Origin of the sequence: Nonomuraea sp. NPDC050680 (assembly GCF_040654555.1) — a bacterium.
Taxonomy (GTDB): Bacteria; Actinomycetota; Actinomycetes; order Streptosporangiales; family Streptosporangiaceae; genus Nonomuraea.
In genome coordinates this window covers 42,140-59,809 of the sequence record NZ_JBFAIF010000010.1, presented here as the reverse complement: position 1 = coordinate 59,809, position 17,670 = coordinate 42,140, and the positions used below count along the sequence as shown (strand labels likewise).

Annotated in this window: 13 protein-coding genes; 4 read left to right on the top strand and 9 right to left on the bottom strand. The window is 70.0% G+C overall.

Annotated elements, in window-relative coordinates; all coding sequences use genetic code 11:
- Positions 1-48 precede the first annotated feature (48 nt).
- Positions 49-2,352: a family 43 glycosylhydrolase gene (locus AB0H88_RS29725; protein ID WP_357650118.1), complete on the top strand. Its 2,304-nt coding sequence runs from the start codon at positions 49-51 to the stop codon at positions 2,350-2,352.
- 79 nt (positions 2,353-2,431) lie between these two features.
- Here AB0H88_RS29725 and AB0H88_RS29720 read toward each other — a convergent pair whose 3' ends face one another.
- Genes AB0H88_RS29720 through AB0H88_RS29700 form a run of 5 tightly spaced genes read right to left on the bottom strand, consistent with a single transcriptional unit; the run spans position 2,432 to position 9,368 of the window.
- Positions 2,432-3,439 carry a hypothetical protein gene (locus tag AB0H88_RS29720; RefSeq protein ID WP_357650116.1) on the bottom strand — a complete coding sequence of 336 codons (1,008 nt, stop codon included), beginning with the start codon at positions 3,437-3,439 and terminating at the stop codon, positions 2,432-2,434.
- Positions 3,440-3,441: 2 nt separating this feature from the next.
- Positions 3,442-6,378 carry a serine/threonine-protein kinase gene (locus AB0H88_RS29715; RefSeq protein WP_357650114.1) on the bottom strand — a complete coding sequence of 979 codons (2,937 nt, stop codon included), beginning with the start codon at positions 6,376-6,378 and terminating at the stop codon, positions 3,442-3,444.
- A 55-nt stretch (positions 6,379-6,433) separates the two neighbouring features.
- Positions 6,434-7,129 (bottom strand): sigma factor-like helix-turn-helix DNA-binding protein, encoded by a 696-nt coding sequence (locus AB0H88_RS29710; protein WP_357650111.1) that lies wholly within the window; start codon positions 7,127-7,129, stop codon positions 6,434-6,436.
- Positions 7,099-8,217: a hypothetical protein gene (locus AB0H88_RS29705; RefSeq protein ID WP_357650109.1), complete on the bottom strand. Its 1,119-nt coding sequence runs from the start codon at positions 8,215-8,217 to the stop codon at positions 7,099-7,101. Before AB0H88_RS29705 ends, AB0H88_RS29710 begins: the two co-directional genes overlap by 31 nt.
- Positions 8,214-9,368, bottom strand: coding sequence for an ATP-binding protein (locus AB0H88_RS29700; protein ID WP_357650108.1), 1,155 nt, complete (start codon positions 9,366-9,368; stop codon positions 8,214-8,216). The genes AB0H88_RS29705 and AB0H88_RS29700 overlap by 4 nt, the downstream gene beginning before the upstream one ends.
- Positions 9,369-9,672: 304 nt before the next feature.
- On the opposite strand from AB0H88_RS29700, the gene AB0H88_RS29695 reads away from it, so the two are divergent.
- The 3 genes from AB0H88_RS29695 (at position 9,673) to AB0H88_RS29685 (ending at position 12,468) form a co-directional block, all read left to right on the top strand.
- Positions 9,673-10,488: a SpoIIE family protein phosphatase gene (locus AB0H88_RS29695; RefSeq protein WP_357650107.1), complete on the top strand. Its 816-nt coding sequence runs from the start codon at positions 9,673-9,675 to the stop codon at positions 10,486-10,488.
- A gap of 71 nt (positions 10,489-10,559) precedes the next feature.
- Entirely contained in the window at positions 10,560-11,570 is a 1,011-nt protein-coding gene (locus AB0H88_RS29690) for an ADP-ribosylglycohydrolase family protein (protein ID WP_357650105.1), read from the top strand.
- Between the two features lie 265 nt (positions 11,571-11,835).
- On the top strand, positions 11,836-12,468 hold the full coding sequence (locus AB0H88_RS29685; RefSeq protein ID WP_357650103.1) for an isochorismatase family cysteine hydrolase: 633 nt from the start codon (positions 11,836-11,838) through the stop codon (positions 12,466-12,468).
- 151 nt (positions 12,469-12,619) lie between these two features.
- On the opposite strand, the gene uidA is transcribed toward AB0H88_RS29685, so the two are convergent.
- The 4 genes from uidA to AB0H88_RS29665 all read right to left on the bottom strand — a co-directional run bounded on the left by uidA (position 12,620) and on the right by AB0H88_RS29665 (position 17,434).
- Complete coding sequence (gene uidA, locus AB0H88_RS29680) at positions 12,620-14,407, bottom strand: beta-glucuronidase (RefSeq protein ID WP_357650101.1); 1,788 nt, start codon at positions 14,405-14,407, stop codon at positions 12,620-12,622.
- Positions 14,408-14,485: 78 nt separating this feature from the next.
- Positions 14,486-15,361: a carbohydrate ABC transporter permease gene (locus tag AB0H88_RS29675; protein ID WP_357650099.1), complete on the bottom strand. Its 876-nt coding sequence runs from the start codon at positions 15,359-15,361 to the stop codon at positions 14,486-14,488.
- 1 nt (position 15,362) lies between these two features.
- Positions 15,363-16,241: a sugar ABC transporter permease gene (locus tag AB0H88_RS29670; protein WP_357650097.1), complete on the bottom strand. Its 879-nt coding sequence runs from the start codon at positions 16,239-16,241 to the stop codon at positions 15,363-15,365.
- 62 nt (positions 16,242-16,303) lie between these two features.
- Complete coding sequence (locus AB0H88_RS29665) at positions 16,304-17,434, bottom strand: sugar ABC transporter substrate-binding protein (protein ID WP_357650096.1); 1,131 nt, start codon at positions 17,432-17,434, stop codon at positions 16,304-16,306.
- Positions 17,435-17,670 lie beyond the last annotated feature (236 nt).

The window sequence follows — 17,670 nt, the reverse complement described above, 5'->3', positions numbered from 1 at the left end:
TTTTCCGGTTTATTGACGGAAAAATACGGCGTCGACAGACTCTGCGGCATGCCCCAACCCCATGATCGTTTGTCGCGGCTCAGCCGGGCCCTCGGCCTCACCGTCCTGCTGTCCGGGCTGGTCATCGGCCCACCAGCGGCGGCGCAGGCGCCGAGCACGTACGCCAACCCGGTGTCGGCGGGCGTGGTCGACACTTTCCCCGACCCGACGATGATCCACGGCAAGGACGGGTTCTGGTACGCCTACGGCACCCAGAACCCGGTGTTCAACAGCAAGGGCGAGGACGGCGAGCGGATCTTGCCGATCCTGCGTTCCAAGGACATGGTGCGTTGGGAGTACGCCGGGCAGGTCTTCACCCCGGAGACCCAGCCCGCCTGGCACAACGCCGCACGGCTCTGGGCGCCGGACGTCAGGTACATCAACGGCAAGTACTACCTCTACTATTCGGTGTCCCCCAACGGGGGTGATCTCGGACTGGCGACGGCACCGACCCCGACCGGGCCGTGGACCGACGCTGGTGACGTACTGCCGTCCTCGACCGCCTGCCCCACGGGCAACATCGACCAGGCGCAGTTCACCGACATCGACGGCACCCCGTACATGTACTGGGGAAGCTACGACATCATCTGCGTCGCGAAGATGAACGCCGACGCCACCCGCATCGAAGGCGCGGCGACCCAGGTGGCCAGGGGGCGCCGGATGGAAGGCGCGTACGTCGTCCGGCATGACGCCTTCTACTACCTCTTCTACTCCGACGCCGGCTGCTGCCAGGGCGCCTACAGCGGCTACCAGGTCAAGGTCGGCCGGGCCACCACCCCGTCGGGCCCGTTCGTGGACGACGAGGGCGTCAACCTGATGGACCTGACCAGCAAGGGCGCCATCGTGGTAGGCGCCAACGGCAACCGCTGGGCCGGCCCGGGACACAGCGGCTTCCAGACCGACCTGTCCGGCCAGGACTGGCTCGTCTACCACGGCATCTCGACGGCCGACCCCGATTTCCCGCCGATCGGCGGCGGGCGGCTCGCGGGCCTGAGCAAGCGCCCGCTGCTGATCGACCGGCTGGACTGGATCGACGGCTGGCCGGTGGTACGCGCCGGAGCCGGACCGTCCGAAGGCGCCCAGCCCGCGCCGGTGACCTCCTTCGCCGCCGGCGGCACGTTCAACGACGGCTCCCTGACCGGCTGGCGGGCCGAGGGCGGCTGGTCGGTGCGGACCGATCAGGACGCGCGGGGGTACGCGAGCCATGCCGGAAACGCCACCGGCTACCTGGTCTCCACGAAGAAGGCCCCCACCGCCGACGTACGAGCGCAGGCGGACCTGCGCGTCACCGCCGGCGCCGCCGGCCTCACCCTCGCCTATGCCAACCGCGAGAACAACGTCGTGGCCTGGCTGGACCGGGACAGCCGCGCGCTGGTCACCGACGTGGTGATCGGCGGCAGGAGCCGCGGCAGGTCGGTGACGGCGCTGCCGGCCGGGTTCGACTTCGGCACCTGGCACACCGTGGTGGCCGAGCTGCGCGGCACCGAACTGGCCGTCAAGGTGAGCGCCGACCAGCTCGGTGACCCGGTCGCCGAGCAGACCCGCCGCCTGCCGAGGGCCGCGGCCCGTCACGGCTCGGTCGGCGCGGTCGCGCGTGGCAGCGGCGATGCCGACAACGTCGGTGCCGCGAAGCTGTACACCCCCGTCACCGAGCGGGTGCCCGACCCCCAGCCAGGTCCGTTGCTGCCCGCCTACAGCGACGAGTTCGACGGCGACACCGTCCCCGGCTCGCCTTGGCAGTGGGTACGCGGCCCGGCGGCCGGCGTCACCATGACCGGCGGCGCGCTGTCCTGGCCGACCCAGAACGCCGAGCTGTACCAAGGCACCAACACCGCATCGGTGCTGCTGCGGGATGCGCCGGAGGGCGACTACACGGTGGAGACGAAGATCGACTTCGCGCCCACGCAATCGGGCCAGCAGGCCGGGATCCTGCTATACGAGAATGACGACCGGTACTTCAAGATGGTGCACTCGGTGGTCCCGCTGCAGCGGGGCAACGGGGCGGTGGTCCAGCTCAGCGAGTTCGCCAAGGAAGGGGAGCGGCCGACGACCACCCCGCCGACCGCGGTCTTCAACGGCCCGATGTTCGGCGGCCCAACCGCTGACACGATGTGGCTGCGGCTGTCCCACCACGCCGACACCGCGCACGGCGAGACCGAGGTGCGCGCGGCGACCAGCAGGGATGGCGAGCACTGGGTCTACAACGGCGTGTGGACGCTGCCGGCCAAGCAGCGACTCAAGATCGGGCTGGTCTCGATGAACAAGTCAGGTGCCGTGGCCCGCTTCGACTACGTCAGGACTTATCGCGACTGATCCGCTCAGCCGGTGACGGTCCGGTGCGGCCGATGTGGCTGCACCGGGCCGCCTGGGTGGGTGTCAGTAAGCGAGGGACTCAGTTGACGGTCACCCTGATCTCCGCGAACTCGTTCGCGGAGCTGGAGATCTTCACCCCCCACGCACCGCTGCTCACCGCCTTGGCCTTGATCAGGTATCTGCCCTTGCCCTTGGTGACGTTCTTGCGGTTGGTGCCGGATCCCTTGAAGAACAGCTCGGCCGTCTCGTTGTTGAGCGTGCTCCAGGGGTCGTTGACGCTGTCGCGCTTCTGTACCGTGCCGGTGTGCCGGACGGTCGTGTTCTTCGGGACCGACTGGCCGCTGACCGTGTGAGACACCTGGTAAAGGCCCTTTTTCTCCACCTCCGAGTGCTGCTGGGCGCTGCGCGAGCCGCGCAGCGCCTCAGCGTCGGCGAACAGGCCTCTCCCCGTGCCGGGCGACCCGGAGCCAGGCCTTCCGGAGTCGAGCGTCCCGGAACCGGGGAACTCCGCCCGCCAGAAGCCGGAGTTCTGGGCGATGACGACCGCGCTGAACTCCCCGTCCTCCCCCGTCTCCGTACGGGTGATCTCGGTCCACGCGAACTCCTGGTCGGCGCGGAACTCCAGCAGGATCGGCCGAGCGCCGAGTCTCGCGTCGTCTGCTCGCAGGACGCCGGTGAAGGTCAGCTCGTCGCCCTCGGACACCGGATCGGGCGCCAGGCTGAACCCGTCGATCCGCGTCACCACGCCCGCCTGGTCGTCGGTCGCCACCGTGAAGGGCTCCTCCACGGCGTCACCGCGCGCGCTGACCCGCGCCCGCCAGACTCCCACGGTCTTCACCACGGCCTCCGCCCGCCACAGGTCGCCGAGCTCGCCGCTCTCGACGTGTTCGAACGCGAGCCTCTCCCGCTCCCCGCCGGGGCCGTACAGGAGGCCGTCGAGGCGGCGTACGCCGGCGGTCGCGACCTCGACGGCCAGCGGCGCTCCGGAGATCACCGGGGCCGGCGTGATGTCGATCGACTCGATGATCCCGTCGTCGCGCAGCAGCTTCCACAGGATCGTCCGCGGGGTGGTCCTCAGGGTCGCCATGCTCAGCACACCTCTCTGAAGGGGATCTCGGGTATGAACCTGTCCCACTCGGCCGGGGTCAGGTCGGCGCCCGCGCGGGCGCAGATCCGGGCCACGGCCAGGGCGGGGTCGACGGGGACGGTGTAGATGGTGCCGTCCGCCGCGATGCTGTGCAGTCGCCGGCCGTCGGCGGAGAATCCCAGGGCCAGCACCCCGCCTGCGTGCGCCTTGAACGGATCGCCCAGAGAGGTACGGGCCGCCACGTCCCACAGCTGCACGCGGCCGCTGCTCCCGCCGGTGGCCAGGATGGCGCCGCCCGGCTGGAAGGCGATCGCCATGACCGTGTCGAACTCGCCGCGCCCCGGCGCCAGCCGCCCCAGCTGACGGCGGCCGAGCCCGTCCCACAGGTCGACGCCGAGCTGGCGGAAGCCGACCGCGATCGTCGCGCCGTCCGGGGCGTAGGCCAGCGACCTCGCCCCATCGACGCTGCCGCCGAACGGCCGGTCGCGCAGGACGTTCCCGGTGGTGAGGTCGATGAGGGCGGCGTCGCTTCCGCCGATCGCCAGGGTCTTCCCGTCGGGCCGGAAGGCCATCGCGTCGAACCCGGCCCTCGGCAGGTCCGCGAGCCGCCGGTGACCGCTGACGTCCCACAGCTCGGCCCGGCCCTCGGCGGGGGACACGGCCAGGGTGCGTCCGTCGGGGCTGAAGGCCAGGCCGTCTATGTACTGGCGGCCGCCCACCGGCAGCCGCGCGAGCTCGGTCCGGTTCGCCACGTTCCACAACGTCACCGTGGTCGTCCCGGCCGATCCGGTCGCCAGCGTCCGGCCGTCGGGACTGAACGCCAGGGCGTACGCGCCGTCGGCGTCGTCAGCGTCCTGGCCGTGGTCGGCGGCGGCGTCGGTGTCCTCGGCGTGGTCGGTGTGATCCGCCGGGGCGTCGGTGTTCTCGGCATGGTCGGGGGCGTCGGCGGTGGGGTGGCGATGGCCGAGTGTGCCCAGTGATCGGCCGGCGGTGACGTCCCACAGCACCAGGCCGCCGGGGGTCTGCAGCGCGGCGACCCGTCCGGCGGGGTCGAACGCCGCCGCGGCGGCCGCACCGGCCACATGGACGCCCGCCGTGAGGTCGAGCACCGCCACCGCGCCCCTGCCCAGCAGGTAGCTGAGCCGCGTGTGCCCGGCGTCGAGCCGGGCCGAGGGCATGCCGGAGGTGTCGGTCAGCGGGTAGTGCAGCGTCGGATCGCCGGTCGCGACGTCCCAGACGGCGATGGCCGCGCGGTCGTAGGAGATGAGCAGCCGCCCGTCCGCGCTGAAGGACAGCCAGGCGGCCGTGATGCCGTCGACGAGCGAGTCCGGACGGAACCGCCTGGTAACCAGGTCCCACAGCCGGATCTCGCCACCCGTGGCGATCGCGGCCGTGCCGGGCCCGAAGGCGACCGCGCCGCCCGTTCCCCCGATCCGGCGTCGCGAGCCCAGCTCCCACAGCTCGTAGCGGGCGTCGGTGAAGGTGGCGGCGGCGTAGCGGCCGTCGTCGGACAGGGTGATCCGGTCGATCCGCTCGTCCCGCGTGCCCATGACCAGCTTGCCGGTGCGGGCGTCCCGGACCTCGCCCCTGCCCTCGGCCGTCGCCAGGCCCAGCAGCCGCCCATCGCGGCTGAGCACCGCGCCGAGCGCGGTCCCGGCGATGCGCGGGCCCGCCTGGCCCGTCGCGACGTCCCAGACGCGTACGCCATCGGGACCGCACACCGCGATCTTCGTCTGGTCGCCGCTCAGGGCGATCACGCGTACGCCCGTACCCACGCCGTCGACCGTGCGGACCGTCCGGCCGGCCTCGCGCAGGGTCACCCGGCCCGCGTCGGCGACCGCCAGCACGCGGCCGTCGGCGCTGAGGTCGAACCGCGCGTCCGCCCCGGCGGCGGGAGGCGGTGGCAGGACGGTCAGCTCGCGCTGCGCCAGCGCGCTGGCCTGGTCGGTGCCGCGCAGCCGCCGGTAGATCTGCTCGGCCACCAGCTCCAAGGGCGGCTGCGCGAGCAGGGCGGGCGGCCGGATCACCTCGGCCGCCCGGCTGCCCTCGGCCAGCAGCGCCCGCGTTTCGCCGTCGTCACGCGAAACGACATCCTGGCCACCGTCACTCGGGACGGCATCCCGGCCACCGTCGCGTGGGACGACGTCCCGGCCGCCGACCAGGGCCAGCAGCAGGCTCCGGGAGCTGGGGCGCTCGCCCGGGTCCTTGGCGAGGGCCGCCGTGACCAGGGCGCGCAGCGGCTCGGCCAGCCCGGACACGTCGGGGGCGGCGGCGAGGATCTGGTGCAGCAGCCCCGCCAGGTTCTCGCCGGTGAACGGGTCGCGGCCGGTCGCCGCGTACACGACGACCGCACCCCACGCCCAGACGTCGACGGCCGGGCTCGCGCGCTGTCCGATGACGCTCTCCGGCGCCATGAACGCCGGCGTCCCGGCGACCTGGCCGGTAGGGGTGAGCGACATCTCCGACGTCCTGGCGATCCCGAAGTCGATCACCCGCGGGCCGTCGGGGCCGATCAGGACGTTGTCGGGTTTCAGGTCGCGGTGGATCACCCCGGCCTGGTGGATCGCGGTCAGCGCGGTGGCGATGCCGGTGGCCAGCCGGTGCAGGTCGTCCGGCCGGTACGGCCCGGCGGTCGCGACCGCCCGGCGCAGGCTGGGGCCGCCGACGTACTCGCTGACGATGTACGGGCGGGGGTCGCCGAGCTCGACCGACAGCACCCGGGCCGTACAGAACGCCGACACCTGCCGGGTCGCCGCCGCCTCCTTGGCGAACCGCTCCCGCAACTCGGCCCCGGCGCCGGGATGCAGCACCTTGATCGCCACCCGCTGCCCGGCGGGGTCGTAGGCCTCATAGACCACACCCTGGCCGCCCTCCCCCAGCCGGCCCGCCAGCCAGTACTCACCGAGCTGGCGCGGGTCGCCGGGAACAAGGGCGGACATGTTCTCGATGGTGCAACGGCATCACGCCATCGAGAAGGGGTCCCGCGCGGCTGTCCTAGGTCGCCTCTTCTGAGCGCGCGGCCAGGGAGGTGTAGACGGTCACCTCGTCAGGACGGACGAGGCCGTCCTGGATGGCGCAGATGAGCAGCTTCTCCTTGGTGGGTGCGGGCCGTCCCGCCGCCGCGTACTTGACGCGGGCCCGGTCGATGTACTGGCGTACGGTCCGCTCCTTGATCCCCATCCGGGCCGCCACCGATGCCTTGGACATCGACTGGAACCAGAACAGCAGCGCGGCCCGCTCCTTGTCCGACAGCTGCGGCCGGTGCGGGCCCTCGTCGGTCGCGATCGCCTGCGCCATCGGCGGCGTCATGCTCGGTTTGTCGGCGGCCACCTCCAGGATGGTCTCCAGGCAGGACTCCCGCGTGGCCCGTCCCTTGCCGATGAAGGCCGAGGCCCCGGCGTCCAGCACGGCGCGCACGATCTCCGGCTCCTCGTGCTCGGAGAAGACGATGACCCGCTGCCCGCCCCCGCATAACTCGGCGACCCGGTCGACGACCAAGGTGCCGTTGAGGTTGAGATCGAGCATCAGCACGTCGGCGGCCACGCCGCGGACGGACTCGATCGTGGACCCCTGGGCGACCAGGCGCACCGGGCCCGGCGGGCTGAACCACGACCGGACGCCGTCCACCACGACCTGGTGATCCTCCACCAGGGCGACGGTCACGGACCCTGCCAGATGCTGTTGACCCATAACTCCCCTCCCTGCCGCTGATAGGTGACGACGACGCCGCTCGGCTCGTGTACCGGGGTGGTGCTGATGGGCAGATCGTCGTTGTCGGCCACGACGGCCACGCTCATCATGGTCGACATCGCGGACACGGTGACCCTGGCCCGCGACCTGGCGCCGTCCAGTGCCCGGATCGGCGCTCTGAGCAGGTCCTCGCGTACGCCCTCCGGCAGGTCGGGCAGGTTCTCGCCGAACGGCGGCGCCGTCACCAGGACCTGGCGCCGCTCGGCCGCGTCGATGCGCTCGCGCAGCGCCGACACCAACGCGTCGGGCACGTCCTCCCGCTCGGTGATGAGGCGGCGCAGCCGCATGGCCCCGGCCGTGCAGTCCGCGCGGACGCCGGGATCGCCGGGATCGGCGCCGTCGGCCAGCTGCTTCAGCAGCGACTCCGCCACGTCGCGGATGGCGTCGTACCTGCGCAGCCGGTCGGCGTGGATGCGCCGGGCGGACATCCGCCAGGCGTCGTCGGCGGCGAGCCGGCGGGCCAGCAGTACCGCGTCCTCGGCGCGCACGCGCAGCGTGTGACAGCCGGCCAGGTACCCGAGCTGGAGGGTGATGCTGCCGACCTCGACCATCAGGTACTTGGCGATGGAGACGCGGTCGAGCGTCCCGGTCGCGGCCATCGCCGCCAGCATGATGCCGGCGTTGGCGGCGAGGAAGACGAACAGCTCGCCCCGCGCGCGCGGCCGGTTCCACAGAAGCATGACGCCGAGCCAGCCCACCGAGCCCCAGCCCCAGTCGATGGGGCCGATCAGGTCCTTCGGGTAGCAGGCCACGATCACCGCGATGTCCAGGGCCAGCACCGGCACGACGAGCTCGCGCCCCCGGACCGGCCCGCTGGAGGTACGCAGCAGGGCCACCGCCGCCAGTACGGCGATCGCGGTGTAGAGGAGCCAGGCCACCGCCGCGATCGCCGGGTAGCGGAAGTCGTACCAGCCGGTGATCGTGACCGTGAGGTCGTAGCCGGTGTGCCAGAGCATGGCGATCATGACGGCGCCGATCGCGGTGTAGCGGGAGTAGCGCCGCGCCACCTGCTCGATCTCTTCGGTCACGGCCGCCACCACAGGCTCACCCGGGTGCCCTGGCCGCCGGAGGAGATCTGGGCGCCGCCGTTCGGCAGGGACCGCATCGTGTCGAGGATCGAGCCACGCACGCCGAACCGGTCGGGCGGCAGCCGGTCCTGGTCGAACCCGCGGCCCTCGTCGGCGACCTCCACGCGGATCTCGCCGTCGCGCCTGCTGGAGAGCAACTCGGCTTGGCGTACGCCGGAATGCCGGGCGACGTTCGCCAGGGCCTCGGTGACGGCGCGGGCGAAGCTCTCCGCGACCTCCCCCGGCACCGTCTCCGGCGTCAGGCTCCGGTGGACCTCCAGGCCCGTCACCCGCTCGGCCACCTCGTCCAGCAGGGCGTCCAGCGCGATGGAACCGGGGGCGGCCCGCGGGGTGTCCCGCAGTTTCTCCAGCGCCGACAGGTCGCTCGCCGCCTGACCGCGCAGGGTGGGCGAGGGCCCGTCGTAGGTGCCCAGGCCGACCATCGTCAGCGTGTGCAGTGACGTCTCGTGGATGCTGCCGACCTGCCGCAGCTCATCCTCGCGCCGCAGCCGCTCCACCATGAGCGTGATCTCCCGGCGCGCGCTCTCCCGCAGGAAGGCGTCCGCCGAGGCGGCCGAGCGGCGCAGCAGCAGCATCAGCACCACGATCGAGAGGATCTGTACGACATGCGTCGCCAGAGTGATGCTCACGTCCTGGGGCGGGGAGGTGAGCCGGGCCCCGACGAGGTAGGCCCCCGACACGGCCAGGCCGGTGGGGACGGCCACCTTGGGCGGCCAGGCGACCCCGGCGACGATGATGGTCATCGTGACCAGCCCCGCGATCCAGCTCGCTCCGTCCTCGAGCGCCTGCCTGGCCACGAGGTGGCGCTGCGAGAGGCACAACGCGATGGTGATGGCCACGTCACCGGCGGCCAGCCAGGTGGGCAGCAGCTCCTTGCGCCACACCAGGCGGGCGAACAGCGCCGTCCACACGACGTCCACCGCCAGCATCGGCACCAGCCAAGCGATGGAGACCGGCGGCACCGCGCCGAGCGCGGCGGCGACGACCGCCACCAGGCCCACGGCGACCCGGGCTGCCGCACCTGTACGAGCGATGGCCTGCTCCAACTGCCTGGCCGCCGAGTCGTACCTCGTGGAACCGGGGTGAGCCATGCGCCGTCCGCTCGCGATGGGAGCACAAAACGGGTCTCACGATAACGCACCGAAAGTGAACGGAACGGCTTTCTCAGGTCGTGGCGGCGGATGGGGTCATGGGTCCGCATTGCTGTTCCCTCGGGCTGGCTCTGTCGCGGGATGCACCGCGTCCTACGCACCCTGAACCCCCGGCCGCCGCGCCGCATGACGGCCGATCGGCCGTCAGTCCTATCACCGCGCGCGAGCGTGTACTGGGGCGCGTGTCGCGATGACCGCGACTGCTGGGGCGTGTGTCGCGATGACCGCGACGAGAGGGGACCTCATGACCTTCATCGTGATCGCCATCCTGATCTCCTGCCTGTCCGTGATGGCGATCCGTGGTCAGCGAGGGACCTGGCCGCCCGGGATGCCGGTGACACGGCCGCGACTGTCGGCGGTCGGCGGTACGTACGAGGGCTCGCACGGCCGGCCGTCCGACGCGTACGTCATCCAGGAGCGGCTGATCGCGACGGCCAGTGGCGCGGTCGGCGGGCAACTCGGCGGGCAGGGCGGTGGGCGGCTCGGCGACGCCTCCGCCGCCGCCGTGGCCCTGGGCGCCGTGGTCGCGGCCCGGCCCCGGTACGGCGGGACGCGGAGGGTGGACATGGACGGCTGGGCCCAGGCGGTGCACCGCTCCGTGCGCTCCGCCGCCCAGCATGACCCCGCCTCGTCCGGCCTGGTCAGCACCCTGGATCTGATCATCCTGGACGCGGCGGACAGCCCGTGCCTGCGCTTCGCCCATGTCGGCGACGGCGCGATCTGGCACTGCCCGAAGAGCGAGCGGCCGCAGCCGCTCACCACGTCGTACCCTTTCGAGGAGAGCTCGCCGTTCTCCTTGGAGGACGGCTCGCCGCAGCGCGGGCTCGGCCTGGCGCCCGCCCTGTCGCCGCAGGTCGGCACCGTGGCCCTTCGTCCAGGTGACCGCGTCGTCATCATCACGAACGGCGCGATCCGGGCGCTCGGCGCCTCCCGGATGACGGAGCTCTTGGCCGGCGGTCCGTCTCCTGCCGCCTGCCTGGACAGGGTGTTCGACGAGATGGCCGCCGTGGAGCCGAAGGACGACGCGACCGTGGTCATCGCGGACTTCGTCACGACCTGAGGAGGCTTGCGCGGCCGTGGGGGAACTCGCCGGACTGCTGGTCGTCTGGGAGGAAGTGGCAGGATCTCCCCATGGACTTCCGGGATCGAGTTCGAGGCTGCCTGCTCGGTGGGGCGATCGGTGACGCGCTGGGGGCGCCGATCGAGTTCCAGTCGCTCAGGGAGATCCGCAAGCTTCACGGCAAAGACGGTATTTCCGCATATGTCACCGATTGGCGTGGCAAAAGTGGACTGATCACCGATGACACGCAGATGACGCTCTTCACGGTGGAGGGCCTCACCCGCGCCGCGGCCCCGGGCGACGCCGTGGAGTCGGTACGCCAGGCGTACCAACGCTGGCTGGACACCCAGGACCATCCCGCGCCTCCGCCGCCGGACGGTCCGCATCGTACGGGCCGATTGCGCGAGGAGGGCTGGCTGTACTCGCGGCGGGCACCCGGCAACGCCTGCCTGTCGGGCCTGCACCGGCACTTCCCCGGCCCGGCGCCGCTCGGCGAGCAAGGCCCGGTGAACCCCGATTCCAAGGGGTGCGGAACGGTCATGCGCTCGGCCCCGTTCGGCCTGGCCGTCAAAGACCCTCGGGGCGCCTTCGAACTGTCCGCCGCCTGCGCGCAGATCACCCACGGGCATCCGACCGGCTACCTGGCCGCTGGGGCGTTCGCGGCGATCGTCGCGCTCCTGGCGGCGGGGCGGCCGCTGGCGCAGGCCGTACAGGATGGCCTAGATCTGACGTCCGCTTACCCGCGGCACGAGGAGACGACCGGCGCGCTCCGCGCCGCGGTCACACTGGCCCGCGGCGGCGAGCACACGCCGGAGGCCGTCGAGTCGCTCGGCGGGGCGTGGGTGGCCGAGGAGGCGCTGGCCATCGGGGTCTACTGCGCGCTGGTGGAGCCGTCGGTGGAGCGGGCGATGCTGCTGTCGGTCAACCACTCGGGAGACAGCGACTCCACGGGCTCGGTCTGCGGCAACCTCCTGGGCGCCGTACACGGCACCGCCGCGTTCCCGACCGCGTGGTCACGACCGCTGGAGGGCCGGGAGACGATCGAACGACTCGCCGACGAACTGTCGGCCACGTTCGGCTGATCCGTCCACCGTGCCTTCCCAGGCGTCGGCCGTGTGGCGGTCGTTGGACTCCGTCGCCTTCAGCGTCGAGTCGGCGGGGGCCAGGCGGTGGGCGCCGACGCGGCAGAGGACCTGCCCTTGCCTTCCGACTCCATGCCGAGGTCGGTGAAGAACGCGACAGCCTCCAAGGAGAAGACCTTGCCAAGGCTTTGACCGCGCTGCCCAGCTCAGGCCGTGACCTGGGTACGACCAACGGGCGTGAGCAGCACGACAGGGGGTCCGCGTAATGATGACTGGCACGACCTATGAGATCAGCCGCACTGGTGTCCTCCTGATAGATCCCTACAACGACTTCTTGTCCGAGGGCGGCAAGACCTGGCCCCGGCTGAAGGAGGTCGCCGAGAGCGTGGGGCTCCTCGACCATCTCCGCGCGGTGGTCACGGCGGCCCGGAACGCGGGGATCCGGGTGTTCATCGTCCCGCATAGGCGATGGGAGCCCGGCGACTACGACGACTGGGAGCACCCGAACCACACCCAGCGCGGAATCCAGGAACGCCATACATTCGCGAAGGACACCTGGGGCGGCGAGTTCCACCCCGGTTTCGTCCCGCGGGACAACGACATCGTCGTCAAAGAGCACTGGGCGCAGAGCGGCTTCGCCAACACCGACCTCAACCTGCTGCTCCGCCAGCACGGCATCACCCACGTCATCCTCGTCGGCCTGATCGCCAACACCTGCCTCGAATCGACCGGCAGGTACGCCATGGAGCTCGGATACCACGTGACCTTGGTCCGGGACGCGACCGCGGCCTTCTCAGCGGAGATGCTGCACGCGGCTCACGAGCTGAACGGGCCCACCTACGCCCACGCCATCGTGACGACGGACGACCTTCTCACGGCCATCCACTCCGCTCGGTGAAGCCCCACGCCGAGGGCCTGGCCGCCGCCCGTGGCCAACGCCTGGGACACCCGCGGCCACCCTGACCGACCGAAGAACTCGTCTCGGTGATGAAACAACACGGCATAGACGTGCGCTATGACGAAGTCGACCGGCCGCAGGCCGGCCGGACTCACTCGTCTTTGCGCCAGCGGGCGCGCAGGTGGAAGGCGGCCGTCTTGGGGCGGCGGTCGCGCGTGAAAACACCCTTCTTGTTGCCGTCGACGCGAAAGACCCCCGGTGTGGTGGCGAAGTCGGCGAAGTTCCACACCTGTTCGCCCACCACCGCCTCGACCCGGTCGAAGACACGGTGATACACCTCGAGCAGCTGCGCCTGATACTCCTCCGTCCACGGGTTGGGCACGATGCTGCGCAGGCCGGGGTAGGTGTCAGCGCCGTACTCGGTGATGACGATGGGCTTGTCATGCAGCGCTGCCCACTGCCGCAGTTCTGCCTCCAGCGCGGTCTCGGCCGCTTCCAGATCGCCGGGACCGAAGTACCAGCCGTAGTAACGGTTGAGCAGGACGACGTCGAACAGGTCCGTGACCACGCACTGGTCCGGCGGCGCGAGCAGCGCGTTGACGTAGGCCACGGGCCGGGTCGGGTCGAGGCGACGGGTTGCCGCGGCCAGGGGGGCGAAGTAGTCGCGCGCTTCGGGTTGGACGTGGTCGGGTTCGTTGGCCACGGACCACAACACAACGCTGGGACGGTTCTTGTCGCGCGCCACCAACTCCTGGAGCGCCCGCAGGTGAACGCTCTGGGTTTCATCGCTGACCGCGTCCGGGGAGAAGGTGAGCACCCGTTCGCCGGAGCTGAAGACACCTCCGCCGATGTTGCGGTTGAGCCCGACGGCCGCCGTCTCGCTGATGACGACGACGCCGTGCCGGTCGGCGTAGTCGAGAACCTCCTCCGCGTAGGGGTAGTGCGAGGTACGGAAGGAGTTCGCGCCGATCCAGTCCATGAGGGCGAAGTCATGCACCATCAGCACGTCGTCGTGGCCCTTGCCACGCACCGCCGCGTCCTCGTGCTTGCCGAACCCCTTGAAGTAGAAGGGGGTTCCGTTGATCAGGAACTGCTTCCCGCGTACCTCCACCGTGCGCACGCCTATCGGTTGGCGGTAGCTGTCGGCGACCTCCCCCGATGCGCTGAGCAGCGTGGCCTCGAGTTCGTAGAGATAGCCGTCGCCGGGCGCCCAGGGATGTACGTCGGGCACCCGCAGGGTGCCGACGGCACCTGTGGTGGCGGCCACCTCGGCACCCGAGGCATCGCGCAGCGACACGCGGATCGACTCCGTCTCGCCGGTACTGTCGGCCCGGTAGCCGATGACGCCGGTGGTGTCGTCGAAGGCCGTGGTGACGGTGATGTCGCTGATGTGCTCCAGGGGTGTGGTGTAGAGCCAGACCGGCCGGTGCAGGCCCGCGTAATTGAAGAAGTCATGGAAGTATCGCTGCACCCGATGACCGTCGGGACGTTCCTCGATGATGCCCGGCGGGATCGTCGCCCAGCTCAGTTCGTTGTTGATCACGACGGTGATGCGGTTGTCGGCTCCCGGTCGCACGTGCGCGGTCACGTCCGCTTCGAACGGGGTGTAGCCGCCTTCGTGGGTGACGACCTCGATGTCATTGACCCAGGCGATCGCGCGGTGGGTCGCGGCGTCGAACCGCAGGACTATGCGATGTCCCGTCCACTGGGCCGGTACCCACGCGTTCGTCTGGTACCAGGCGTCGCCGACATGGTCCCGGACTGTTACGTCAGGATAGATGTCGTTGTAGCTGGCCGGTACCGGGATGTCCACGGCTCCCGCGAGCGGCGAGCGCCACCAGCCTTCGGCGCGGCCTGCTCCCTCTGCGTCCAGCCGGAACCTCCACAAGCCGGCCAGGGAGCGGCGTTCGCGGGTGGGGCCGTCCTGCGGGCGAAGCATGGTCGGTGCTCCTTTTCTCCGCGCGGTGATACACGCGGTGGTCGAGTCGTAGATGGCGTCGATCGAGGGGACCGGTGCCTATTTGATGCCGGTGTTGGCGATGCCCTGGACGAACTGTCTTTGGAGGAACAGAAAGAGCAGCAGGATCGGGGTGACGACGGTGACCGCACCGGCGAGCAGCAGACCGTAATTGGTGCCATTGGCGCCCACCGAGAACAGGGCGAGCGCTACCGGCAGCGTGTAATGATCTTCGGTCTGTGCGATCACCAGGGGCCACAGGAAGTTGTTCCACTGGGCGAGGAAGGTCAGGATCGCCAGTGTCGCCAGAGCGGGACGACAGAGCGGGACGATCACCCTGAGAAAGATGCGCGTTTCCCCGGCACCGTCGAGGCGGGCCGCTTCGACGAGAGAATCTGGAATGTCGTGGATGAACTGGCGCATGAGAAACACGCCGAGCGGTGTCACGAGGAAGGGCAGAATCAACCCGAGATAGGAATTGCTCAGTCCCATGCCGCTGACGAGGACGAAGAGCGGCACGAAAGTGGTGGTGCCAGGAATGATCAGCATCGTGAGGACGAGACCGAACAGCAGGCGCTTTCCGGCGAACTCCATCTTCGCGAAGGCGTACCCCGCCATGGAGCAGAAGAGCAGATTGCCCAGGACACATGCCACGGCGACCACGGTGCTGTTGAAGAAGTACAGGCCGAAACTCTGCTTCGCCAACAACAGTTCGAAGTTGCCCAGCGTCGGAGAACGGGGCAGCCAGGAGCTCGGATAGGCGACGATTTCCCCGGTCGGCTTGACCGATCCCAGGAACATCCACGCGAATGGTGCCAGCGTCGCGATCAGGCCGATGACAAGGGCGCCGTAGAGCACGATGCGGGCAGGGCGGATGCGTTGGAATAGGCCGACACCGGGCGTGGCCGCACCGATGCTCGCGCTCGCAGTGGTCATATCACGCCTTCGCTCGGAAGATACGGAACTGCAGGACGCTGAGCAGCGCGATCGCGGCCACCAGCACGTACGAGGCGGCGGAGGCCGTGCCGTAGTCGCCGAAGCCGAATTGCTCGTAGGCGTAGTAGCTGATCGAGGTGGTGCTGTCCAGCGGCCCACCACCCGTCATCACGAACGGCTCCTCGAAGAACTGCAGATAACCGATGCTCAGCAGCACGGCGACCACCAGCGTGACCGGTCGGAGCAGCGGCAGAGTGACACTGCGGAAAGTGCGCCATTGGGTGGCGCCGTCAATGCGGGCCGCCTCCCGCAGTTCTTCGGGAATGGACTGCAGTCCGGCCAGGAAGATCACCATGGGGATGCCGAAGTGGCGCCAGACCGCCATGAGGATGAGCGCGGGCATGGACCAGTTCGGGTCGTTCAACCAGTCCGGGCCGTGGATTCCCACGACGGCGAGGGCGGAGTTGATCATCCCGTCCTCCTCGTAGAGATACCGCCACACCACCGCTATCGCCACGATGCTGGTCACGACGGGCGCGAAGTACGCGACCCTGAAGAGTCCCTTCGCCCGCTGAATCCCGGAATTGAGTGCGACGGCGAGAACCAAGGCAAGGATCATCGTCAGGGGGATTCCCGCAACGACGAAGTAGAGCGTGTTGAGGGCCGCCCGGAGAAAGGTCGGATCCCTGAGCAGGGTGGTGAAGTTGTCAAGGCCAACGAAGTTGACGCTGAAGGGTGCCCGTACGTCCCGGTTCGTGATGTCCGTGACGCTCATCGCCAACGAGGAGAGCACCGGCCATACGCCGAAGGTGGCGAAGAGTGCGATGAAGGGCGCGCAGAAGGCCCACGCGACCAGCGTGCGCCGGGAATGTCCTGACATGGCGTGCGGTGGCCTGGTCCGCCGTGGGCCGGCAGTCCGCACGGTGGCAAGCGATGCCATCTCTACGCCCCGGTTCCGATCGCCGACGTCTTTTTCTGGATCTCCCGCAAGGCCGCCTCCGGCGAGGAGACGCCCTTGGCCACCTTTTCGAACTCGGCGTCCAGTACCGCGGTGACCTGTCGCCAGGTCGTGGTGTTCGGTCCGGGCTGTGCCGTCTTCAGCTGGGTGCGGAACACGGCCAACCTCGCATCGGTCGCGAGCTTGCCCTCGTTCCAGGCCGACTCGACGGCGGGCAGGTCTCCGGACAGGTCGTACCAGGTCTTCTGGGCGTCAGGAGCGCCCATCCACCGGATGAACTTCCAGGCACCCTCCCGGTTCTTGGCGTCCTTGAACACCGCCCAGTGTCCGCCGCCGATGTAGCTGGCGTTGGACTTCGCCCCGGAGGGCAGCGGTGCGATACCGACCTTGTCGTCGACGAAGGACGTGCCTCCGGCGGATTTCAGCAGGTTCTCTTCCCAGGGGCCGGCGATGAGCGCGGCAGTGGACCCGGCGACGAACTGCGGTTCGATCTCTCCCAGGCTCACCGGGCCGTTCGGGCTGGCGATCTTCGAGGTGATGAACGACCGGTAGAACTCGAGCCCCTTGAGCGCCTCTGGCGTGTCGAAGGAGAATTTGGTGCCGTCCTCGTTCATGATCTGGGCTCCGGCCTGCCACATGAACGGCACGACGCTCTGCCAGGTCGCCGTGGCACCGGTGGGCAGGGACAGCCCCCACTTGGCGCCTTGCTTCTGAAGGGCCTGGAGGAAGGGGCCGTACTCCTCCCAGGTCTTGGGTGCGGAGACCCCGGCGGCCTTCGCCATGTCCTTGCGGTAGAACAGGGAGCGCGTTTCCACGTACCAGGGGACTCCGTACTCGGCTCCCTCGAAGAGGGTGCTCTGGACGGCGCCGCGGTAGAAGGAGCCGTAGTCAACGAGCTTGGACGGGACCTTTTCCAGCCCGCCCGTGGACGCGAACGCCGCGAGGTCCACGGCCCCCACCATGGTGGCGTCGGGAGTGTCTCCCGAGGCGATGGCGGTCTGCACCTTCTTGGCGTAGTCCTGCCAGGGAACCGCTGTCACCTGTACTTTCGCGCCGGGGTTAGCCTTGCTGAACTCGGCGGCGAGCTTGGGCAAGAGTTCGCCCTCGGTTCCCATGGCCCATACGGTGATGGCGCCGCCGGCAGGTTGGGCGTCAATCGGGGCGCCCGCCGCGGACTGCGCCGGGCGGGCGCCGGACCGGCCACAGCCGGTCAGGAGCAGTGCGACGGCCAGGCCGCCGACCAATGGCTTCGCAAAGGTTGAGCTGAACATTCTGGTCCCGGTCCTCTCCACCCGAGGGAAGCTCCACCGCTTCCTCCGCAAGTCGTGGTGTGGGTGAGCGAGACGCTATC